Here is a 20,637-nt window from a genome sequence, read left to right on the forward strand (position 1 = left end):
GTCAATTGTTCCGAGTATCCATATTCAGGACATGCCGATGAACAGGATCAAGCGGCTCCCGGTGAGCGTGCTTGCCGGCTTTCTCGGCGCCGGCAAGACGACGCTTCTCAGTCACGTTCTTAACAATCGCGAAGGCTTGCGAGTTGCCGTGATCGTCAACGACATGAGTGAGGTGAACATAGACGCAAACCTCATTCGAGCCGGCGACTGCAATCTCTCGCATACCACGGAGACATTGGTCGAGCTCAGCAATGGCTGCATATGCTGCACCCTGCGCAACGACTTGCTGACGGAAGTGCGGCGGCTGGCCGAAGAGGACCGGTACGATTATCTGTTGATTGAGGGCACTGGCATTGCCGAGCCGCGCCCCATCGCGGCAACTTTCTCCTTCCGCGACGAGAACGGGGTTTCGCTCTCCGATTTCGCCAGGCTCGACACGATGGTAACCGTGGTCGACGCTGCAAACCTATTAGCCGACTACAGTAGCGCCGATCTGCTCGCTGACCGCGGCCTGCAGCGGGATGGTGAGGACCGGCGCACCCTTATCGATCTGTTGGTGGACCAGATCGAATTTGCCGATGTCGTCGTCATCAACAAGATCTCGGATGCGACCAAAGAGGTTCGCGCGGAGGTCCGCAAGATAGTTGCGTCTCTCAATCCGGATGCGCGACAGGTGGAGACGGATCTCGGCAACGTCTCCCTGGCAACCGTCCTCAATACCGGCCTCTTCGACGAAGAAAAGGCTGCCGCGCATCCTTTGTGGCACAAGGAATTGTACAGCCCGGGTGACCATGTTCCGGAGACGGAGGAATACGGGGTATCGAGCTTTGTCTATCGCACGAGGCGTCCCTTTGATCCCAAGCGGTTTCGCGCATTCCTGGACGAGCCCTGGCCGGGAGTGCTGCGCGCCAAGGGTCATTTCTGGCTTGCCACACGCCCGCGTCACGTAGGCCTTATGTCGGCTGCAGGGGTGCAGCGACGCTGCGAACCCATGGGTCTGTGGTGGGCGGCCGTTCCGCGACAGGACTGGCCGAGCCATCAGCAGTTTCGTCAGCACCTGCAAAGCCAATGGGACAGCGCCTGGGGCGATCGCCGGCAGGAGCTTGTGTTCATCGGCGTTGGCATGGACGAGACGGGTGTGCGGACCGCGTTGGACGATTGCCTCGCCAGCGCCGATCCGCGCGACTGGGCGGCCCTCGAAGATCCGTTCCCGGCCTGGTAGGCGAAAGCCCTCAGTCGTCGAGATAGCGTTCGGTCAAGCGCGCCCACATCGCAGAGCCCGCCGTCAGGGATTTGTCGGCAAAGTCGTATTTGGCGCTGTGCAGGATCGCAGATTCCACACCATTGCCCAGCCGCAGGAAGCTGCCGGGTTTGTGCTCGAGGAAATGGGCGAAGTCCTCACTGCCGGGGATGAGGTTGCAGAGGGCTACCTTGTCGGCACCGACAAGCTCTTCTGCAACCTTGCGGGCGAATTCGGTCTCCGCCTCCGAATTGACGACCACGGGATGTCCGCGCGTGTATTCGATTTCCGCGGTTGCGCCGTAACCGTCGGCAATGGTCTCAGTAAGCCTGCGGATCCTGGCTTCCAAGGTGTCGCGCACCTTCGGATCGAAGGAGCGGATGCTGAGCAGCAGTTTTGCACTTTCTGGGATGACGTTTGCTGCCTCGCCGGCGTGGATTGCCCCGACCGTGACGACGGCGGTCTGTGTCGGATCGATGCTGCGGGAGACGACCGATTGCAGGCTGATGACGAGGTTGCAGGCAACGACCACCGGATCGACGGTCAGATGCGGCCGCGAGGCGTGGCCGCCCTTGCCCCTGATGACGATCTCGGCGCTGTCGGCAGCGGCCATCAGCGGGCCGGACCTCATCAGCCAGGTACCTTCGGGTGCGCCCGGATGATTGTGCAGGCCGAAAATGACGTCGAAGGGAAAGCGTTCGAACAGTCCGTCAGCGATCATGGCCGGCGCACCACTCACCGCGCCTGCTTCCTCGGCCGGCTGGAAAATCAGATTGACGGTGCCGTTGAAGCGGCGCGTGCGCGCCAGATATTCGGCCGCGCCAAGAAGGATCGTCGTGTGGCCGTCATGTCCGCAGGCATGCATCTTGCCGGCAACCGTGCTGGCATAGGGGCGGCCCGTTTCTTCGGTGATCGGCAGGGCATCCATGTCGGCGCGAATGGCGATGCTCTTCTTTCCGGCTCCGACCGTCATGCGCGCAACCACGCCATGGCCGCCGACATTGCGGGTCACTTCATAGCCCCAGGATTCGAGCTTTTCAGCAACGAAACGGGCTGTTTCGGTTTCCTCGAAGGAGAGTTCGGGGTGGGCGTGGAGATGCCGGCGGATGGCCGTCAGCTCCGCTTCCATAGGTTCGAAATCGGAGAGGCGGGCAAAGTCATTGTCGAGGGACATGGCAATTCCAATTTGATGGGCGCGGTATCGCCGGTCGGCTCGCGCTGAAGCCAGCCGGCAGGGCATGGGGAGCCGCCGCGCTAGATGAAGCGCGACAGGAAGCTTCTGGTGCGCGGGTGCTGCGGGTTGCCGATCACCTCTTCCGGCTTGCCCTGTTCCACGACCTTACCGCCATCCATGAAGACGACGCGGTCGGCCGCTTCCCGCGCAAAGCCGATCTCATGAGTGACGACGATCATGGTCAGACCCTGATTTGCCAGATCCCGCATGGTGGCGAGAACCTCGCCGACCAGCTCGGGATCGAGTGCCGAGGTCGGCTCGTCGAAGAGCATCAGCTTCGGCTTGATGGCCAGCGCGCGGGCGATCGCCACGCGCTGCTGCTGGCCCCCGGAAAGCTGACGCGGATAGCTGTCGGCCTTGGCCGAAAGCCCGACCCGTTCGAGCAGCCCGAGCGCATTTTCGGTCGCGACCTTTCGACTTTCACCGTGTATGCCGACCGGCGCCTCGATGATGTTCTGCAGCGCCGTCATATGCGGGTAGAGATTGAACTGCTGGAACACCATGCCGATCTTGCGCCGCTGCAGGGCAATGGCATGGTTCGACAGCTGCAGCAGCCGGTCCTTGTGCAGGCGGTAGCCGATCTGTTCGCCGTCCACCTCGATCGAACCCTGATTGATGGATTCGAGGTGGTTGATACAGCGCAGGAACGTCGACTTGCCGGAGCCGGAGGGGCCAAGGACGACGACGACCTCGCCTGGCGCGACGTCGAGATCGATCCCCTTCAGGACTTCCAGATCTGCGAAGGACTTGTGGACATTGCGTGCCTTGACGAGAGGCTCGATAGTGGCGATCTCGTTCATGCGCCTGCCCCCGTAGCCTGCGCCATGACGGCCGCCTCCTTTGCAGGCTTGGCGGCGCCCGTGCGCCGATCGCCGCGACTGTAATAGCGCTCGATATAGGCCTGGCCGACATTCAGGACCGACGTGATGAGCAGGTACCAGAGCACGGCGACGAGCAGCATCGGCACGATCTCGAAGGTGCGGTTATAGATCGACTGCACCGAATAGAGGAGATCGGCCATGGCGATGACGCTGACGAGAGAGGTCGCCTTGATCATGCTGATCAGCTGGTTGCCGGTCGGCGGAACGATCGAGCGCATGGCCTGCGGAATGATGATGCGGCGAAGCGCGCGGATGCGCGTCATGCCGAAGGCTTCCGCCGTCTCGTACTGGCCCTTGTCTACCGAGAGGAGGCCACCGCGGATGATTTCCGCCATATAGGCGGACTCGTTGAGTGCGAGTCCGGCAATTGCAGCCGTCATCGGGCTGATCACCGAATTCGTATCCCAACTCATGAAAGTCGGGCCGAAGGGGATGCCGATCGACAGCGTCGGAAAGAGCGTCGAAAGATTGTACCAGAAGATCAGTTGCACCAGGAGCGGTGTTCCGCGGAAGAACCAGATGAACAGCGAGGCGAGCGAGCTCGCCAGCCGGTCGCTCGACATTCTCGCGACGGCCAGCACGAGGCCGAGAGCGATGCCGATGATCATCGCGACGACCGTCAGGCCGAGCGAGACGTAAAGGCCGCTGATGACGGTCGGGTCGAAGAAATAGTGTGCGACGACCGGCCAGCCGAAATTCTCGTTATGCGCGACCGACCAGGCGCAATAGGCGGCGATCGCAAGTGTGATCACCCAGGCTGCGACGCGGCTTTTGGGGAAGGGTTTGTGGGCGTGGGCCACATCCCTGCTTCTTGCATCGCCCTGGGGCGATGCAAGTGTTTGCGTTTGTGTGCTCATTTCGGAAGCGTCCCACCGAGGTTGATGCCGGGCTCCTTGATCATGTTGTTCTCAAGGCCCCACTTCTTCATGATCGCGGCATAGGTGCCGTTATCCATCAGCACCTTGACTGCGTCACGCAGGACCGCGCCGAGCGGCGACCCCTTCGCGACAACCGCGCCCTGATAGAGGTTCTCGAAGCCGTTCTTCTGTCCGACACCTGTCAGTTCCAGCTGGCCGTTGGCCTGCGACACGAAATAGGTGAGCGGCGCCTGGGAGGAGAAGAAGGCATCCGACCGCTTGGAGCGGACGGCCAGGATCGAGCTCGGCTGGTCGGTGAAAGACTGCACTTCGATGGCGCCCTTGCCATCGGTCTTGCACTTTTCGGCCTGCACCTGGATGACCTTTTCGGCCGAGCCGCCGGCCATGACGGCAATGCGGTTGCCGCAGGCCGTATCGAGCGAGGTGATGCCCTTCGGGTTGCCCTTCTGTACAGAGAAGACCACGAATTCCTGCACCCAGTCGACGAAATCATTGGATTCCTCGCGGCTCTTGAAGTCGCCGACGGGACCGAAGGCAAACTGGTAACGGCCGGAATTGACGCCGGCGAGCAGCGCCGGCAGCCCACCGACGGTCTCATGCTCGATCTTGACGCCGAGGATCTGACCGAGCGCATCGGTGAGATCGGCGCTCGCGCCGGTCATCTCGGTGCCCGTGACGATTTCATAGGGAGGAAACGAGCCATTGTTGACGGAGATCATCTTGCCGGACGTGCGGATCGCTTCGGGCAACTGCGCATGAAGCGCGTCGTTGACCGAAAGCTTGGGCAGGGCCGCATCTTCAGCGAAGGCCGTTCCCGAGATCATCACGCTCGTCAGAGCAAGGCATGCAATTTTCCTGATCGACATTGTTCATTTCCCCTGTTTGGTTCGAATTTATGCGTTTCGTGTTGCGCTCACCCGATACGGCTACCGTCCACATCGAAGGAGAAGAGCTCTTCCGGCGTCATCAGCTGTGGCAGTATGCCCTGGATGTGAAGCTCGTTGGCGAAATCGGCGATCATCTTGCGGTTGACCGCAAAGCCGCTGGCCTCCCAGCCGACCGGAAGCTCGGCCGCAGACTTCAAAAGCTCGTCCATCATGAAGGGCGAGGTGTCTGCGTATTTGCGGCGTTTGCTCAGCCACATCCGCTGCGATTCATCGATCAGCTTGCTGAGTTCTTCGATCACCCACGGGTTCTCAGCGACGATGCCCGCTTTGATGCCGATCAGATGCATTCCTGGAACATAGCCCACATCAGAGAAATATCGACGTTCGGCACTTCTGAAATCGGAAAGGACCTGCCGGAACGGCGATCCGCCGGAGAAATAGCCGTCAGGCATAAAAGGCGTGAAGATTGCATCAAGGAAGCCTTCCTTGAGCAGGTCGACCATGGGACGCTCACCGGGAGCCGCTTCGATGCGGCCGGGCCGGCCGAACCCGTCCAGACGATCGACGACCGGATGCGCTTGCGTCAGGCGGCCCGCATACCACATGGCATCTTCGACGCCGACGCCATCGCGGCGCAGCGCCGCTCTGGTCCAGGTGTTTCCGGAGTCGCGCCACCCAGTGACGCCGATACGCTTTCCGGCCAGCTGACCGAGTTCGGTGATGGGGCCGTCCTTGCGGGTGATGATGCAGCGGTGACGGAAGCCGCGCATGATGAAGTTCGGAATGCCGACGACACTCTCGTCGCCATCAATGCGTAGCTGCGTGTAGCGGCTGAAGGACATTTCCGCGACATCGTAATGATCGCTCTTGCCGAGATGCGAGAGCAATGTGCCGACGCGGTCGACCCTGATGTCAAGCTTGGGAGAGGAGACATCGCCGAGGACCAGAGGCGTCATGTAGTCCCAGTCACGCAGGGCAAGTCGCAGGCTAAGGGGCATCGGCATTCACTCGCAAAGACCTTGTTTTCAGAACAATTAAATGTTCAAAATTACCTGATCAAATGTTATTACGTTATTGAACATTAAAAGTGGCGATTAAATGAGCGATACTGTCGACGCGGCGTGGTTTGCCCAAAAATTGACCGATCGGACAATTCGAGGGATTGCGATTGAAACCAGTGCCTTGATCCGGGCCGGGACGCTTCCCGTCGGAACGAAGCTGCCGCCGATCCGTGATCTTGCCTTTGCGCTCGGGATCAGTCCGGCAACGATCTCAGAGGCCTGGAGCGAGCTGAGACGTCAGAAAATCATTAGCGGCAGGGGACGGAACGGCACATGGGTGAGCGGCGACCGTTTCGTGGCAAAGCCGGAACGGCTCGGCAGTTCCGGTCGTTACGGAGCCGACGTCCTCGACCTGACCGCGGCCGTGCCGGATATCAGGCTTTTGCCACAGCTTGCGAAAGCCACGGCTTACGGGGCGTCGGCGGAAAATCTCAACAGCTATGAGCGAAGCCGCATCCTTCCGGAACTTGAAGAGGTTGTCCGAAAAACCTGGCCATACGAGCCGGAGGCATTCCTGGCGACGAATGGGGGCTATAACGCGGTCTACACGCTCATCCAGGCGCTCGTCATGCCCGGTGCGGCCGTTGCAATCGAAGATCCGACCGCCATGCGGCTTCTTGATATCCTGGAGGACCGCGGCGTGCAGATCATTCCAGTCCAGTGCGATCGGGAAGGGCCGCTGCCTGCGTCTCTCCAAGCCGCAATGAAGCTGCGGCCAGTCGCCTTCATTTTCCAGCCGCGGCTTCATTCGGTGACCGGTCAGAACGTCAGCAGCGAGCGGTTGCAACGGCTTGGAGACATTCTCGACGGCACCGACACCTTGATCGTCGAGGATGACGGTGTGGCCGACATTTCCACGGCTACGCGTCATTCGCTCGGTGGCCGGTTTGCCGACCGGACAATCCACATCCTCTCCTATTCAAAGACGCATGGTCCGGATCTGAGGCTTGCCGTGCTTTCAAGCTCGCGGGCGATCGTCGAACAGATCCAGTCCTACCGCAGCTTCAGTGCCGGCTGGACAAGCCGCATCCTTCAGGCGGCCACGGCCTGGCTGCTGAGGGATCCTGTGACGGAAGCCTCGTTGCAACGCGCTCGCGACATCTATTTCCGGCGCCGGGCTGATCTGGTCGATGCCCTGAGCGAGCGTGGGATCGAAGCGCAGCATGGCAGCGGACTATGCGCCTGGGTACCGGTCGCATCCGAACCCTTCGCAATGGTCACGCTGGCGGCGCGAGGCATCGCGGTTCATCCCGGTGCGAAGTTTTCTATCTTGCCGAGCGCACATCTTCGCGTGGCGACGGCCATCCTATCTGATCGGGTAGACGAGGTGGCCGACTCGATCGCTCTTGCCGCGAGTCCAGCCTAGTCTTCGGCGTCCTGTGACTTTCGCATAGTCACTGGCGCATCAGCGGTAGGGCTGATCAGTGCAGCTCGATATTCATGTCCGAAAGCAGGGGCTCCAGACCGGGAACATCCGCATCCGTTGCCCTTCGCAGCTCGCGCGTGACCGCCGTCAATGCCGCCTCGAGAGACTGAGCGCTCGGTTCGATCTTCAAATCTTCAGCGACCGCTTTTGCATAGGTGATCATCCGAGCCAAAGCCATCAGCTCGTCAAGATTATCCATGGCTGCCGCCGATGCGTACAGGCGCTTTCCCGACCCTATGATCGACATATCGATTCTCCAGATTGCACAGACGACAATAAGGACAGTTCGGTACTTAAGTGCGTGAAAAACGCGTGAAACATCCTATGGGTGCAATCGGGTCTAAGCCTTTGAGCGGGCCAGTTGTTCTGCCCAAAGCGTTGTTTTTCTGAATTCCCAATGGCGATTTGTCGCCGCGCGCTGATCACGCGCGTTGCCAACAGCGTCGAGAAGAGCCAAGGCATCGATCCGTTTCTGATCGATTGCGTGGGTCTTCAGCATATTCAGCCAGTACTCCTCCTGCGACGGCGGTATTGCCGCACATGCACGAACGATGAGAGCCCAGCTTCTCTTCTTGAAGAAGAGATTTGCAGCGGTCTGTTCGAGGGCCAGGCGAAAGGCCTTGTCGAAGAGCTGCAGCCTTTCCATCTCGTCCAAAGTGCTTCTCACATTGACCATCGGCACGGTCAGCGGTTTGCCGCCCAGTTCCATCGGCTCGTACAGAAGCGCGACGTCAGCGTCGTCGACGACGGTTCTGCTGACATAGTCGTGGAAAATCCGGCCAACACCGATCATTCCGAACGCTTGGCATTCTGCGGCGCGCAAGGCGCCCATACTGGCGGCGCCTAGGACCGTGACACCGAGCGAGAGCGCAAAGAGAATCTCCTTATGCCAAACCGGCGCGGTGTTTTCAAAGCCGCCGTCGACCAGGCCTATGACGTTTGCGCCATCTTCCACCGCCCTTAGCACATCTCCCTGAACAGCGGGCGGCCGCAGAGCGATATCCGTCGCGGCGTGGCTTGCCGCGTCAGGTAAGCTCGGACCGACGAACACGACTTTCACGCGCGCATCGCCCTTGCAAGCGCACGGTGGCCGAAACGATGGAGCCTGTTGCCCGAGGGGTTCTCAAGATCGGGTATGAATATCTTCACCACCGAAAACGGCAGGTTTGCAGGCGTCAGGGGGAGGGCAATCACCGAGCCGATCCCGCTTTCGCGGAGTCTTGTCAGCAGCTTATGCAATAGGATGGATATGTTCTCGGCTGGTCTTGTGGCGGCTGCAGATCCAGAAGCGGGAACGGCAAGAAAGGCACTGCGGGTTTGTGCCGGAAGCGGCATCGCGAACAATTCGGGCCAGACATCGTCGCGGGCGCCACTGATATAGGTCAATCTCGATTGAAGCGCTTCCGTTACGGCGCGGATTGCCGCCCTCACGGCCCAGGGATGAGCGCCACTGCCGCCGGTGACCTCGACAAACCGGAGCGGCGCTTTTCCGTTGACGGCTGATGGGGCGACGAGCGCGGTATAGCAGGGGATATCGATATCGCTTGTGATATCGAAGAGTTTCAAAATGAGCCCGGCAGCTTCGATCCTGTCGATCAGGCCTGAGAGCGCGGCGTCGGCAAAACTTCTCGGATCGACGCAGCAGGCGTAGCGCTGGTCATCGCTGCCGATCTGCCACAGGACATGGGCATCACGCTCGATACGCTCCAGGATACCATGAAATATCGCCTCTTCCAGCGTGTTGCCCGAGGCCAGCCCATCCGACGACATCCAGAACCGGTTCTGCCGCGTTCGATCGAGGAGAGCGGCATCCTGCGGGACATGGATCGGCAGGTCGTGAAGCAACTCGGTTGCCAGGCTCCAGGTCAGTTCCTCGTCTTCGCCCACGACCTTCTCGCCGGCTGCGATCAGGCAATCGAGGGGCTCGGCGCGATCGCCCCGCCGCCGCAGGTCTCGTGCCGACGAAACCGTCGTGATCGTGGTGGGTTCGCCGGCCACCGCACGTTCCAGGGCCTCCATCGCCGCCGACGCTTTGGCGTCGATATCCTCAAGCCCCTTGCCCTGGGCGATGACAATGGAGCGGGAGTTTGGCGTGTAGGCGCACCAGACCGGAAGACCGACACAATCGAGATCGGTCTGTCGTGACAGGCGCGTGACCCCCATTTTCTCTAAATAGGGAGCAACGCGGGACAATGTATCCCGCGGCGTAATTGTTCGGTCGGAATAAAGATCGGAATGACCGGTCAGCGTCGCTCGCCTTCAGCCATCAACGTGACCGGAGAAGACCGCCTGCGCTGACGAGACAGCGATTGCGAAATCGACATTCTTGATCAAGGTGCCGCCAGCCTCGCGCTGCTTAACGGCTGCCGCCAGATCGGTGCCTGCAGGCACCTGCAGCGGTGTCACAGTCTTCGCATCGATATCCACGAGCCACAGCCCCTTATCGCCCGATACACCCAGTACAACAACTTTTGACATGAAATTCCCCTCAGCTTCGTGAAAATCCGGCCTTGAAAAGACCGTCCCGGTAAAGTTCCTTTTGCCATCGCTCCTTGAAAGGCACTAAGGCAAGCCATTTCTCGACCTCGAACGCGGGATTGAGAAGCTCGGCGCGGTGCCGATAAAACTGTGCCCGTTTTCGATCGCCGATCATCGCGCAACTGGCAGCTGCGATACGGTAGGCTGGTGCCTTGTCTTTCATCCGATCGACATAGGCAAGCGCCTCTTCGTAACGTTCAAGGAAGTAGCTCGCCCCAGCTGCACACCAGAGGTAAGCGTCGGGTGCTATCGGATTGAGCGAGATCGCTTTCCTGATCTTGTCGAGCGCATCTTGCGGCCGCGATGCGTGGACGAGTGTGTCAGCATGGCTGTAGATCACGTCGGCATAATGCGGGCTGAGGCTTTCGGCGAGGCCAAGTGCTGCAACACTGTCATCGACAGCACCCTGGTAAAGCTTCGTTACGCCAAGTTCCCGATGCCCGGCTGCCGATTCCGGATCTCTTTCTATCGCCCGAAGCGCTTGATCTTCCGCGCGCTGCAGCAGGGCGGGATCGCCTTGAGCAGTCAACAGCCACTCGCTGGTGAATGTTCGCGCCAAGCCTGTGAAAGCAGGGGCATAGTCGGGAGAAAAATGCAGCGCGTGCTTGAAGGATTTTCGTGCGCGCCTGATGTAAGGCAGGTTGAACTTGGTAAGCAGGCCGGCGCCGACAAGGTAGGAATGATAGGCCTCTGGCTCAGCCTCGTTGCGAAGACGAACGCTTTCGTTGCGCTTCAATTGTCCCGAAACGGCGTCGGCAAGCTTCTGGGCGATCAATCGCCTTTGCGTCGGCAGCGTTTCGAGCGCCATTTCAAATCGGGCTGCCCACAAAATCTCGTCGGTGGGGAAATAAATGAGTTGCGCATAAAGCCCCTCTCCGGAAAGCCGCGTGTCCAAAAGATAGGAAATCGAATGGCGTTGAACGACGGTGGCCTTGTCAGAGTCGCGCTGAATCTGCTCGGCTGTGTGAGGTGCGACGACGGATATGTTGCGCAGGGCACAAAGCTCGATCGTGACATCCTCGATGAGGGCGTCGGCAATTGCCGCCTCTCGTGTCAGGGCCGCTGCGCCCGGCGGCAGCAGCACAAGCCGCGGCGCTGACGGCCCGGTTAAGATTTGCGGCATGCTGTCTTGTTGCTGGGAAATGCGACTGCTTGGCATTGCCGCGACTCCGGCCACCTGGGGCCGGCGCGGCGAATGGTCGTCTGCCGTGCCACGAAGGATAGAGCGGATTTGTTCGTCACCGGGAAAGGCCTCAAGAAGTTGAAGCCCCGAGCGGCGCAGAAGCCGACGCTCCTCGTCATTGCGAATATGATCCGCAGCTCTGATGAAGATGTCTCTCAAGGTAAGCAGATGTAGCTGCCGCTCGCGCTCTATCCATCCATCGATTGCTCTGGTGGATGCACTGAGACCTGGAATGAAGCCGCGTTGCACGAGGTCGCCGACGGCCGCCAATTGCGCTACCGGCTGCTCTTCCTTTCGCAATATGTCGAGATCAACCGACAGAGCTTGCTTGTTCAAGGTGACGAAAGGCGGCCCGAAATTCAATATCTGTTCGTCGGATGTCGTGGTTGTGTCGCGAATGCGGGAAATCAGTTTCCGCAAATTGAGATCGGCAAGATGATCTCCTGTCTCGTTCCACAAGAACCGTGCAAGCTCTTGTCGGCTGCGTTGTTGATCCGGCGAACAATACAGGTAGGCGAGCATCACCAGGGCCTTGACCGGGTAGCGCATCGCCGCGCCCAGGTCGTCTGTCAGTCGCAACTCGCCAAAGGTCTGGAGGTGAAGCACGAAAGCTCTCAGGCGCCGGTTTCTGAATGAATGATGTCGTCGATCTCAGGGTGTGTGTCCCTGGCCAGGCTCTTGGCAAGGGCGACAAGCTTCTGCCGGATAGCCGGGCTTTCGATCGCCATGAAGGCGCGATTGAGGGCTTGGGCATCCTTCGATGCCAAAAATGCATTCACATCATCCCTGCCGTTGCTGACAAGGCTGTAGGTTGTCGGCTCGGTGTCGTCTTCGAAAAAGAACTGAACGGGGACGCCCAATGTCTCGGCGATGGATTGCAGTCGGCCCGCGCCAATGCGGTTTGTGCCTTTTTCATACTTCTGAATCTGCTGGAAGGTGACACCTATCCGTTCGGCAAGTCCGACCTGCGATAGCCTGAGCACCTTGCGGCGTGCTCGCACTCTGCTGCCGACATAGGCATCAATCGATGTGGGCGACTTGGCCTTCATGGCTGGAACCTCCGGTCACGGATGATCATTGCGAGGTTTGCGGCAAATTGCAACCGAAAGTAAATAATAATTTTCTTAGAGCGGTGCAGCGACATTAGTAACATTCTGCCGATATTCAGATTTTCTGCATCGAAAATTATTTGGTTTGTAATGCCCGAACAAGCGTATGAGAGTAAAGAACCGGTTTGGAAAGCAGAGAAGCTTAAAAAAACTTTCAATGGTTGCTTTCGGCACAAGGAACCAAAGTTTTCTTAAAGAATAAATGCGGAAGTTAGGTGCCTGCAGTTCACGCGTGGAAAAACACCATTTTGCTATTAGGCAATTTTCTGATTCGCCCAGGCAGCCTGTTGCTTGAGCATGGAAGGACAGCCCCTTCTACCGGCCCCAAACTTTGGGCGGGTGGGCCGGAGCGAGCCATCCCGAGCCAGTCGGATACCTTCCTGGTGCCTGCGCTGGCAACGCCGACAAATCGTCAGACCAGAGATGATTTTTCAGTCTCGATTTTCCTGACAGGTTGAGGTCCAGCGGCGGATTGATCACATCCTTGCCGGATATGGAAGAGACACTGTAGGGAAGGTTCCGCACGGAGGACGCCATGGGCAGGACAATCAAACGAGAAGCAGATCTACTCATCACCGATGAGAAAGAGCCGGTGAAGCGCAGGCTGCGGGAACGGGGTGCTGCGGAACGCCCGGTGGAACTCGACAATTTCCTGAACTTGCTTGCCCGCGTGATGCTGCATGCATCGGCTTCGACGATGGCGAGCTTCGTTGCGGGAAAAGTCTTTCAGAAGCTTGAACGCACGGGAACGCTGCGCGACAAGCGGCTCCACGAAACCGGAACCCCTGCCGGCCTCGAGGACGCTCTTCGAATCGCAATCGCTGCCCGAGACATACATGCCGAGATCGCGCAGAGCGTTTGGCGCCTCGCTGAATCGCTCCTATGGATCAGGGGCAGAAGCGGACCATTTGCCAGCCTGAACTTTGAGAAAGCGCATGCACACAGCGTGATCGTCGGCCCAGGCGGTCTGGAAGACCGGGCCGATATCCGGATTGGCCTCACATACATGGAACCCTACAGCCGTTTTCCGGATCACGTGCAGCGGTTTTCGCGAGCTTTCCTGTTGCTTTCCCCCTGCGAACTTTCGATAGCCGGAGAGAGCTGGTTTTCGACCGGAATAGGCGGCGTCTTTGCCGCTGAAGCGGGCCAATCATTTGCCATGCGCTGCACCACCACTCCGCTTCTCGCGGTCTGGTGCCATGTCGAAGAGATCGGAAGGTAAGCGGCAATAAATGCTTGGTCATCTGCCAAGAGGTGTTTCTCTGTGGCTGCGGCGCACCAGATATGAGTGAGGCCTGGCACATTGTTGGTGTCGGAAAGCCGCTCATTGAGGGAGACGTTTCATGACTGCACCGCATCCTCCTAGAACCCATATCGGCAATCATCGCCTGCATCCGGAAACTCAGATGCTGAACTATGGCTATGATCCGGAACTCTCCGAAGGCGCGGTCAAGCCGCCTGTCTTCCTGACATCCACCTTCGTTTTCAACTCCGCAGAAGACGGTCGCGATTTCTTCGATTACGTCTCGGGCCGAAAAGAGCCGCCGGAAGGCAAGGGGGCAGGCCTTGTCTATTCGCGCTTCAATCATCCAAACAGCGAGATCGTCGAAGACCGTCTGGCGGTCTACGAGCGAGCCGAGAGCGGCGCGGTGTTTTCATCGGGAATGTCCGCCATCGCGACGGTCCTGCTTGCTTTCGTCCGTCCGGGCGATGCCATCCTCCACTCACAGCCGCTCTATGGCGGAACGGAAACGTTGCTTGCGAAGACCTTCCTCAATTTTGGCGTTTCCGCCGTTGGTTTTGCCGATGGCGTCAGCGAAGCCTCGATCAAGGCCGCGGCCGAGGAGGCGATGACCAAGGGCCGTGTCTCGGTCATCCTCGTCGAGACGCCGGCAAACCCGACCAATAGTCTTGTCGACATCGCGATGATCCGCCGGATTGCCGATACGATCGGCCAGAAGCAAGGCCATACGCCTCTTGTCGCCTGCGATAACACGCTGCTCGGCCCGGTCTTCCAGCGCCCTATCGAGCATGGCGCAGACATTTCCCTCTATTCCCTGACCAAATATGTCGGCGGCCATTCGGATTTGATCGCCGGAGCAGCACTTGGAAGCCGAACACTGATTAAGCAGGTGAAAGCGCTTCGCGGCGCCATCGGCACGCAGCTCGATCCGCATTCATGCTGGATGCTCGGGCGTTCGCTCGAAACGCTGCAGATCCGCATGGAGCGCGCCGACAGCAATGCCAGGGCAGTGGCGGATTTCCTGAAACAGCATCCCAAGGTCGAGACGATTCATTACCTTCCATACAGCGATCCCGTCTCCGCCGTCGGCAGGACATTCGCAGCCCAGTGCAGCGGCGCCGGTTCGACATTCTCCTTCGATATAAAAGGCGGCCAGCCGGCCTCGTTCCGGTTTTTGAACGCGTTGAAAATCTTCAAGCTTGCCGTCAGCCTCGGCGGAACGGAATCCCTGGCATCGCATCCGGCAACCATGACGCATTCGGGTGTACCGGCCGAGGTGCGCCAGCGCATCGGCGTCCTAGATGCAACGATAAGGCTGTCGATCGGCATCGAACATCCAGACGACCTCATTGCCGATCTCACCCTGGCGCTCGATGCAGCATAAGCCTCGTCGTTCACCCGCAACCGTATCGGGCCGCGTAGCGCGGCCCGATATCAGCTCGGCTGAAGTGTTCGGGGTTCTGACGGGTCGGATCGTCTCGCAGCACTAACCGCGCAAGCTGTCGGGCCTTTCGATGAGGGCGTCGCCTGAGCCATCTGCGGCAGCTCTGCCACCCGACATCTTCCGCGCCAGGCGTTTGATCGTATCGCCGAGGTCGGCGATCAGGACGTGGCTTGCAGGAACGACGACAAGCGAAAGGATCGTTGAAATCATCAATCCGCCAATGACCGCGACCGCCATAGGCGCCCTGAACTCGCCGCCGATCTCGTGGCCGGATGCCGCCGGCACCATGCCGGCCACCATTGCCAGCGTGGTCATGACGATCGGGCGCAGCCGCTCGGCACAAGCTTCGATCGTCGCTTCGATACGTGACAGGCCCGATCGCTCAAGCTCGATTGCGAAATCGACAAGCATGATCGAATTCTTCACGACGATGCCCATCAGCATGAGGATTCCGATGACGACCGGCAGCGATACAGGATGGCCGGTGAGGATGAGGGAGGCAACCACACCTGAAAGTGCAAGCGGAAGTGGGGTTATGATCGTCAGCGGTGTAAGCGGGCTGCCGAACAGCAAGATGAGCACGACCACGACAAGGCTCAAGCCCGCCATCATGGCGAAGGCAAAACTCGTAAAAACGCTGTCCTTGGAATCGGAATCGCCGGTAGCCCGCATTTCGACTTCCGCTGGCAGCGCTCGGACGGCCGCCAAGTTCTTGAGCGTTGTGATGCCTTCGCCTTGCGTAATCCCTGCTGCAAGGTCCGCGCCGATTTCAACCCGACGCTGGCGTTCCATGCGATGGATAACGGACACGCTTTCACCTTCCTCCAGGCGTGCGACTGCCTCGAGCGGCACGAGGGTCCCCGATGACGTCACGACCCGCAACTGTCGCAGCTTCTCCGACCGGTCTATCCCGGCATCTTCAACGAGGGTGCGGACCGGGATCAACCTGCCGCTGTCCTTGAATGATGGCAGCCTGGAATCGGCATCGCCCAACGTCGCGATTCTGATTGCTGTCGCGACCTCTCTCGCACTGACGCCAAGATCGGCAGCCCGCGCCGCCGACACGACCACCCCGAGTTCCGGCTGGCGCGTCGCTTCCGACGAAGCCGGATTGACGAACATCGCATTGGAGCGCATTTCGGTCAGGATTGCGCGGGCGGCGCTCGACGCCTGCTCCCCATTGGCGCTGAGGATTGCGAACGACACATCCCGGCCGCCGCGGTCGTTGATGAATTCAAAGCGAAGGTCGGGAATGGCCTTCAATAGAGCCTCAACGCTTTCCTCGATTTGCTCAAGCCCAAGCTTGCGCTGGTTACGATCGGCAATGGACATCACGATGACCGACTTGCGGATGTCGCGCACGCCGTCGGACCCTGATCCGGCACGCACGAACACGGTCTTTATGTCGTCGATCTCCTTGAGGCGACGAGCAACCAGATCGCTCACCTCTTCATTGTCGGCAAGGGTCGAGCCTGGCGGCAGCTCGATCGAAATCGTCATCCGGCCGGTATCCTGCGTCGGCAGAAACGCGCTCGGCAGGAAACCGGCAAGCAGGATCGTCAGGGCAAAGAGGCCAGCCGCCAGCCCGGCTGTGATCCATCGCCATCTGATGGCCAAGCCGACAAGCCCACGATAACGTGCGACCAGACGCCCTTCCGCGTGCGCTTTGCTCGGCGACGTCAAGAAGTAGGCGGCTATCAGCGGAGTTACCAGGCGTGCGACGAGGAGCGAGAAGAAGACGGCGATTGCGACGGTCAGGCCGAACTGCCGGAAATATTGGCCTACTTCGCCGGGCATCATACCGACAGGGGCAAAGACGGCAATGATGGCGGCCGAGATCGCAATGACGGCAAGGCCGATCTCGTCGGAGGCGTCGATCGCAGCCTTGTAGGCGCTTTTACCGAGGCTTTTGTGGCGGACGATGTTCTCGATCTCGACGATGGAGTCGTCGACAAGAATTCCCGTCACCAGCGTGATCGCAAGCAGGCTCAGCATATTGAGCGAGAAGCCGGCCAGTTCCATGATCCAGAAGGTCGGGATTGCCGAAAGCGGCAGGCTGATGGCGGCAATGACGGTGGCGCGCCAGTCGCGCAGGAACAGGAAGACGACGACCACGGCAAGGATGGCTCCTTCGATCAGCGTGCTGCGGGCGGACAGAAAGTTGGCGACTGTCAGCGTGACGCTGTCGTCGACGATTTTGAACTCCGTTCCGGGCCTCGATCCGGCTATCTCCTCAAGGGCCGCGGCGACCTTTTCGGCAACGTCGACGTCTCCCGCGCCCGTCGCCTTGTAGACCGTAAAGCCGATCGCGGGCTCGCCGTCGACGCGCGCGAAATCCTGCCGCTTCTCCCTCGTGTCGGCAACCACAGCGATATCGGAGACAGAGATGCTCTTTCCCTGCGGCAAGGCAAGGCGAATAGCCCTGAGCTCGTCGAGGGTTGAAACGGCTGCCTTGGTCGCCACTGTCATGTCCTGCGCGTCGATACTGCCCCTCCCGGACGGCAGATTGAACTGGCTTGCGGCGATCTGATCGCTAACCGAAGCCGCCGTCAGGCCCAGAGGAGCAAGTCTTTCCGCCTTCAGGAGAACATGGATTTCCCGATTGACGGTGCCGACGAGTTCGACGCGGCCAATTCCGGCCAGTCCCTGGAGTTTTCTCACGACGACGTCGCTGATGAAGAAGGACAGATCTTCCGCCGACATCGAGCCGTTACGAGCCGAATAGGTGATGACCGGCTGATTTTCGGAATCGATCCTGTCGATAACAGGTTCATCGATGGCCGCCGGCAGTCGATCACGGATCTTCGTGACCGCGTCCCTGACGTCGGAGACGGCCCGGTCGACCGGCACGCCGATTTCAAACTCGACCTTGGTCTCCGATCGACCTTCCGAAATCGTGGACTCGATGTGCTTGATATCGGGAAGGGCTGCGACGCTATCCTCGATAAGCCTGGTGATCTGGATTTCGATCTGATCGGGTGCTGCCGCGGATTCTTCGACGGTCACACCGACTGCGGGGACGTTGATGGCTGGAAAATAGGTGATCGGCAGCGTTGCGTAGCTCTTCAGCCCGAGGCCCGTGAGGATGACGAACAGGAGGATGACAGGCAGCGGCGTGCGGATCGCCCATGCGGAGATGTTCATCGGATGACCTCAGTTGCCTTCGGAAACCGGGCTTGCATCGGTCTGCACCATGACTGGGACTGCCTTGTCGCCGGCCTCCATGAAGCCACCCGACTTTGTCACCACCAGGTCGCCTTCGTTGACGCCGGAGCGGATCTGAACGAAACCGGCTTGGCGAAAGCCGAGCGAAACCGGCTTTCGTTCGATGCTGCTGTCCTTGAGGATCTTGATCGATGGTTCCTCGCCGGAAGCGGCAATCGCCGAGGCGGGCAGGAATATGCTTTTGCTGCTTCCGATCTCGATACGTGCCGAAGCAAAGGCGCCGATCGGGGCCACCAATCCATGGGGCAGGGTGATCCGGGCGCGTCCGAGCCGTGTCCGGTCGGCAAGCGCCGGCGCGACGAAGCGGACGGCGCCTGTCAAACCATCACGGCCGTCGCCGAGAAAAACATGAGCGACGGCGCCGATGGGCACTACATCGAACTGGGCCTGCGGGATTTCCGCTTCCAGTTCGAGCCGGTCGTCATTTGCGATGATGAAGAGCTGCTCGCTAGATGAGGAGGCGGTCGCGCCGACCTTGGCGGATCGGTTGATGATCCGGCCTGTTACGGGAGCGACGATCCTCGTATAGCTCAGTCGCAATTCAATATCCTTGCGCGCAGCAGCGACGGTCTTGACGGCTGCTTCTGCCGATTGGACGGCCTGCCTGTTCGCCCGCACGCTCACCTCCGCTCGTGCGAACGCCTTTTGTCGCTGCTCAAGCGCTTCTTGCGACATCAGCCCCTTTGGAACGAGCTTCTGCGCGCGCGCAAGATCCGCCTCGGCCTCTTGCTGCGAGATTAAAGCATTGTCGAGCGCGCTTGAGGCTTGCCCGAGTTGTGCTGCCGCGCTTGCCGCCTGCGCGTCGTTTTGTATAAGCTCGACATCGATCCTCGACGTATCCAGTGTCGCAAGCACTTGTCCGCGGCTGACAAGATCGCCTTCTTCGGCGGCGATCGAGACTATCCGGGCTCCAGAGAGATCGGTGTTGACGAAGGTCGTTTCCATCGCAACGACCGTGCCGACGACGGAAACGCTCTGTTCGAAAACCTGGGCTCTCGCAGCGATAACCGACACCTTCGGCGCGCCCATGTCAGCGGCGAAAGCGTGGATTGGCAGCCCCGCGGTCGCAGACAGCAGGGCGATCGATACCAGGCGACCCGTTCTGGAGTTTTGGAGCGGTCCGTCGCCCGGCGACAGGCGGGGCGTGCGAGAGAGCGGCATGAAGGAGGTCATCTATTCATTCCCTGCGCGATTCTTGTTTGACTGCCGGATGTTCAGGGCCGCGGCGTCGGCGACCCCTCGGGTTTTGAACAGGATGCTTGGACCGGCCGAGGTCAGAACCGGTAACCCAGCATCAGCATGGTTTTGGACTGAACCTTTTCCTTGACGATCGGGCTGTCTGCCGCGTCCCCGACCAGAAAGCCCACGCTTTGCTCACCCCTGACCACCCAGTTTTCGTTGATCAGATAGGTGGCCGAGGCGGAGAGATCGACGCTCTTGATCCCAGCCCCAGCCTCGTGCTGCGCATGACCGGAGCGGGCGGACTGGGCAGCGTCGACACCGAAATAGGCGTCCATGTAATTGTCGTCCGCGAAGGTGGCGGAGGCCTCGGCGCCGAGGATGAGGTGCTCCGACAGCGGCTGCGAGATCGCCGCGCCGGCCGTTGCGAGCAGGCCCTCGCTTCCGCCGATCGTCTTGTCGACCGAGACGAAGAGACTGGCAGGGCCGAACGTGTAGGTGGCTTTGCCGCCGACAGTCACGCCAAAATCGATGTCACCCATACCGCGCAGCGTATCGGCATCGTCTTCATCACGGCCGGAGTCGTATCCGATATTGACGTCGAACCGGAAAGCATCCTTTTCGAAGGCCTTTATTTCGATGCCGGTTGGATCGATCGTGATCCGGTCAAAAAATTCGGCCGAGACAAAGGGGAAGGGTGAGACTTCAAACTCATCGCTTCCCTCATATTTTGGCTTGAAGGCTGCGCCGGCGCCGATGACCACGTGCCAATCGTGCAACGCCTGGCGAACCGGACCGAAACGCTCCGGGTCCGGCGCCGGTGCGGTTTCTTCGCCGCTTGCGAAGTCGGCCGTCTGGGCAGCACATGGGGATAAGAACAGCGACGCTACGGCGATGGAACGCAGCCGGGACCGATTGGCAATCACTTTTAGAGAGGTAGACATGAAAGCTCCGAGGTTAAACCGCGTGCTTCCCCCGACATCGACCTGGAAGCACGCCACGCTTCAGCAGTGCCATGCGCGATGGGCATGGCGTATTGGATGTTGTTAAGAATTGTTTCTGCCCGGGCCTGCCGTTCTATGCCTTTGAAACATTTCTTCACAATCTCG

General features: G+C 59.9%; 18 protein-coding genes. 4 read left to right on the forward strand and 14 right to left on the reverse strand.

Annotated elements, in window-relative coordinates; genetic code table 11:
- Positions 1–37 precede the first annotated feature (37 nt).
- Positions 38–1,222 (forward strand): GTP-binding protein, encoded by a 1,185-nt coding sequence (locus FHT92_RS18755; RefSeq protein WP_183748079.1) that lies wholly within the window; start codon positions 38–40, stop codon positions 1,220–1,222.
- 10 nt (positions 1,223–1,232) lie between these two features.
- Here the strand turns inward: FHT92_RS18755 and FHT92_RS18760 are convergent, their stop codons facing one another.
- From FHT92_RS18760 to FHT92_RS18780, 5 genes are all read right to left on the reverse strand, one after another.
- Positions 1,233–2,414: a M20 aminoacylase family protein gene (locus tag FHT92_RS18760; protein ID WP_183748081.1), complete on the reverse strand. Its 1,182-nt coding sequence runs from the start codon at positions 2,412–2,414 to the stop codon at positions 1,233–1,235.
- 80 nt (positions 2,415–2,494) lie between these two features.
- Positions 2,495–3,274 carry an amino acid ABC transporter ATP-binding protein gene (locus FHT92_RS18765; protein ID WP_183748083.1) on the reverse strand — a complete coding sequence of 260 codons (780 nt, stop codon included), beginning with the start codon at positions 3,272–3,274 and terminating at the stop codon, positions 2,495–2,497.
- Complete coding sequence (locus FHT92_RS18770; RefSeq protein ID WP_183748084.1) at positions 3,271–4,212, reverse strand: amino acid ABC transporter permease; 942 nt, start codon at positions 4,210–4,212, stop codon at positions 3,271–3,273. The genes FHT92_RS18765 and FHT92_RS18770 overlap by 4 nt, the downstream gene beginning before the upstream one ends.
- Positions 4,209–5,099, reverse strand: a complete 891-nt coding sequence (locus FHT92_RS18775) for an ABC transporter substrate-binding protein (protein WP_183748085.1) — start codon at positions 5,097–5,099, stop codon at positions 4,209–4,211. Before FHT92_RS18775 ends, FHT92_RS18770 begins: the two co-directional genes overlap by 4 nt.
- 47 nt (positions 5,100–5,146) lie before the next feature.
- Entirely contained in the window at positions 5,147–6,118 is a 972-nt protein-coding gene (locus FHT92_RS18780) for a nitrate ABC transporter substrate-binding protein (RefSeq protein WP_183748374.1), read from the reverse strand.
- 100 nt (positions 6,119–6,218) lie between these two features.
- Between FHT92_RS18780 and FHT92_RS18785 the strand changes: the two genes are divergently transcribed.
- A complete protein-coding gene (locus FHT92_RS18785; protein ID WP_183748086.1) occupies positions 6,219–7,547 on the forward strand; it encodes a PLP-dependent aminotransferase family protein in 1,329 nt (442 codons plus the stop codon).
- Positions 7,548–7,602: 55 nt separating this feature from the next.
- On the opposite strand, the gene FHT92_RS18790 is transcribed toward FHT92_RS18785, so the two are convergent.
- The 6 genes from FHT92_RS18790 to FHT92_RS18815 all read right to left on the reverse strand — a co-directional run bounded on the left by FHT92_RS18790 (position 7,603) and on the right by FHT92_RS18815 (position 12,377).
- Positions 7,603–7,806 carry a hypothetical protein gene (locus tag FHT92_RS18790; protein WP_183748087.1) on the reverse strand — a complete coding sequence of 68 codons (204 nt, stop codon included), beginning with the start codon at positions 7,804–7,806 and terminating at the stop codon, positions 7,603–7,605.
- A gap of 141 nt (positions 7,807–7,947) precedes the next feature.
- The gene (locus FHT92_RS18795) at positions 7,948–8,667 is read right to left on the reverse strand and encodes a TfuA-like protein (protein ID WP_183748088.1); all 720 of its coding nucleotides are present in this window, start codon (positions 8,665–8,667) and stop codon (positions 7,948–7,950) included.
- Entirely contained in the window at positions 8,664–9,818 is a 1,155-nt protein-coding gene (locus FHT92_RS18800) for a YcaO-like family protein (RefSeq protein WP_183748376.1), read from the reverse strand. The genes FHT92_RS18795 and FHT92_RS18800 overlap by 4 nt, the downstream gene beginning before the upstream one ends.
- A gap of 48 nt (positions 9,819–9,866) precedes the next feature.
- The gene (locus FHT92_RS18805; protein ID WP_183748089.1) at positions 9,867–10,085 is read right to left on the reverse strand and encodes a hypothetical protein; all 219 of its coding nucleotides are present in this window, start codon (positions 10,083–10,085) and stop codon (positions 9,867–9,869) included.
- A gap of 10 nt (positions 10,086–10,095) precedes the next feature.
- On the reverse strand, positions 10,096–11,934 hold the full coding sequence (locus FHT92_RS18810) for a peptide antibiotic resistance protein (protein ID WP_183748090.1): 1,839 nt from the start codon (positions 11,932–11,934) through the stop codon (positions 10,096–10,098).
- 8 nt (positions 11,935–11,942) lie between these two features.
- Positions 11,943–12,377, reverse strand: coding sequence for a helix-turn-helix domain-containing protein (locus FHT92_RS18815; RefSeq protein ID WP_183748092.1), 435 nt, complete (start codon positions 12,375–12,377; stop codon positions 11,943–11,945).
- A 595-nt stretch (positions 12,378–12,972) separates the two neighbouring features.
- Between FHT92_RS18815 and FHT92_RS18820 the strand changes: the two genes are divergently transcribed.
- A complete protein-coding gene (locus FHT92_RS18820; RefSeq protein WP_183748094.1) occupies positions 12,973–13,659 on the forward strand; it encodes a dimethylsulfonioproprionate lyase family protein in 687 nt (228 codons plus the stop codon).
- 121 nt (positions 13,660–13,780) lie between these two features.
- On the forward strand, positions 13,781–15,064 hold the full coding sequence (locus FHT92_RS18825) for a cystathionine gamma-synthase family protein (protein ID WP_183748096.1): 1,284 nt from the start codon (positions 13,781–13,783) through the stop codon (positions 15,062–15,064).
- A 102-nt stretch (positions 15,065–15,166) separates the two neighbouring features.
- Here FHT92_RS18825 and FHT92_RS18830 read toward each other — a convergent pair whose 3' ends face one another.
- The 3 genes from FHT92_RS18830 to FHT92_RS18840 form a co-directional block, all read right to left on the reverse strand.
- Entirely contained in the window at positions 15,167–18,268 is a 3,102-nt protein-coding gene (locus tag FHT92_RS18830; protein ID WP_183748098.1) for an efflux RND transporter permease subunit, read from the reverse strand.
- Positions 18,269–18,277: 9 nt separating this feature from the next.
- Positions 18,278–19,522: an efflux RND transporter periplasmic adaptor subunit gene (locus FHT92_RS18835; RefSeq protein ID WP_183748100.1), complete on the reverse strand. Its 1,245-nt coding sequence runs from the start codon at positions 19,520–19,522 to the stop codon at positions 18,278–18,280.
- Between the two features lie 101 nt (positions 19,523–19,623).
- Positions 19,624–20,472, reverse strand: a complete 849-nt coding sequence (locus FHT92_RS18840) for a MipA/OmpV family protein (RefSeq protein WP_183748102.1) — start codon at positions 20,470–20,472, stop codon at positions 19,624–19,626.
- Positions 20,473–20,637 lie beyond the last annotated feature (165 nt).

The sequence above is a fragment of the Rhizobium sp. BK377 genome, from assembly GCF_014193935.1.
GTDB lineage: Bacteria > Pseudomonadota > Alphaproteobacteria > Rhizobiales > Rhizobiaceae > Rhizobium.

Excerpts from the sequence above, each read along its gene's own strand:
- FHT92_RS18770 (WP_183748084.1), bottom strand. The coding sequence starts at position 4,212 with ATGAGCACACAAACGCAAACACTTGCATCGCCCCAGGGCGATGCAAGA.
- FHT92_RS18830 (WP_183748098.1), bottom strand. The coding sequence starts at position 18,268 with ATGAACATCTCCGCATGGGCGATCCGCACGCCGCTGCCTGTCATCCTC.
- FHT92_RS18840 (WP_183748102.1), bottom strand. The coding sequence starts at position 20,472 with ATGTCTACCTCTCTAAAAGTGATTGCCAATCGGTCCCGGCTGCGTTCC.
- FHT92_RS18805 (WP_183748089.1), bottom strand. The coding sequence starts at position 10,085 with ATGTCAAAAGTTGTTGTACTGGGTGTATCGGGCGATAAGGGGCTGTGG.
- FHT92_RS18785 (WP_183748086.1), top strand. The coding sequence starts at position 6,219 with ATGAGCGATACTGTCGACGCGGCGTGGTTTGCCCAAAAATTGACCGAT.
- FHT92_RS18825 (WP_183748096.1), top strand. The coding sequence starts at position 13,781 with ATGACTGCACCGCATCCTCCTAGAACCCATATCGGCAATCATCGCCTG.
- FHT92_RS18780 (WP_183748374.1), bottom strand. The coding sequence starts at position 6,118 with ATGCCCCTTAGCCTGCGACTTGCCCTGCGTGACTGGGACTACATGACG.
- FHT92_RS18790 (WP_183748087.1), bottom strand. The coding sequence starts at position 7,806 with ATGGATAATCTTGACGAGCTGATGGCTTTGGCTCGGATGATCACCTAT.
- FHT92_RS18755 (WP_183748079.1), top strand. The coding sequence starts at position 38 with ATGAACAGGATCAAGCGGCTCCCGGTGAGCGTGCTTGCCGGCTTTCTC.
- FHT92_RS18775 (WP_183748085.1), bottom strand. The coding sequence starts at position 5,099 with ATGTCGATCAGGAAAATTGCATGCCTTGCTCTGACGAGCGTGATGATC.
- FHT92_RS18820 (WP_183748094.1), top strand. The coding sequence starts at position 12,973 with ATGGGCAGGACAATCAAACGAGAAGCAGATCTACTCATCACCGATGAG.
- FHT92_RS18835 (WP_183748100.1), bottom strand. The coding sequence starts at position 19,522 with ATGACCTCCTTCATGCCGCTCTCTCGCACGCCCCGCCTGTCGCCGGGC.
- FHT92_RS18760 (WP_183748081.1), bottom strand. The coding sequence starts at position 2,414 with ATGTCCCTCGACAATGACTTTGCCCGCCTCTCCGATTTCGAACCTATG.
- FHT92_RS18765 (WP_183748083.1), bottom strand. The coding sequence starts at position 3,274 with ATGAACGAGATCGCCACTATCGAGCCTCTCGTCAAGGCACGCAATGTC.
- FHT92_RS18815 (WP_183748092.1), bottom strand. The coding sequence starts at position 12,377 with ATGAAGGCCAAGTCGCCCACATCGATTGATGCCTATGTCGGCAGCAGA.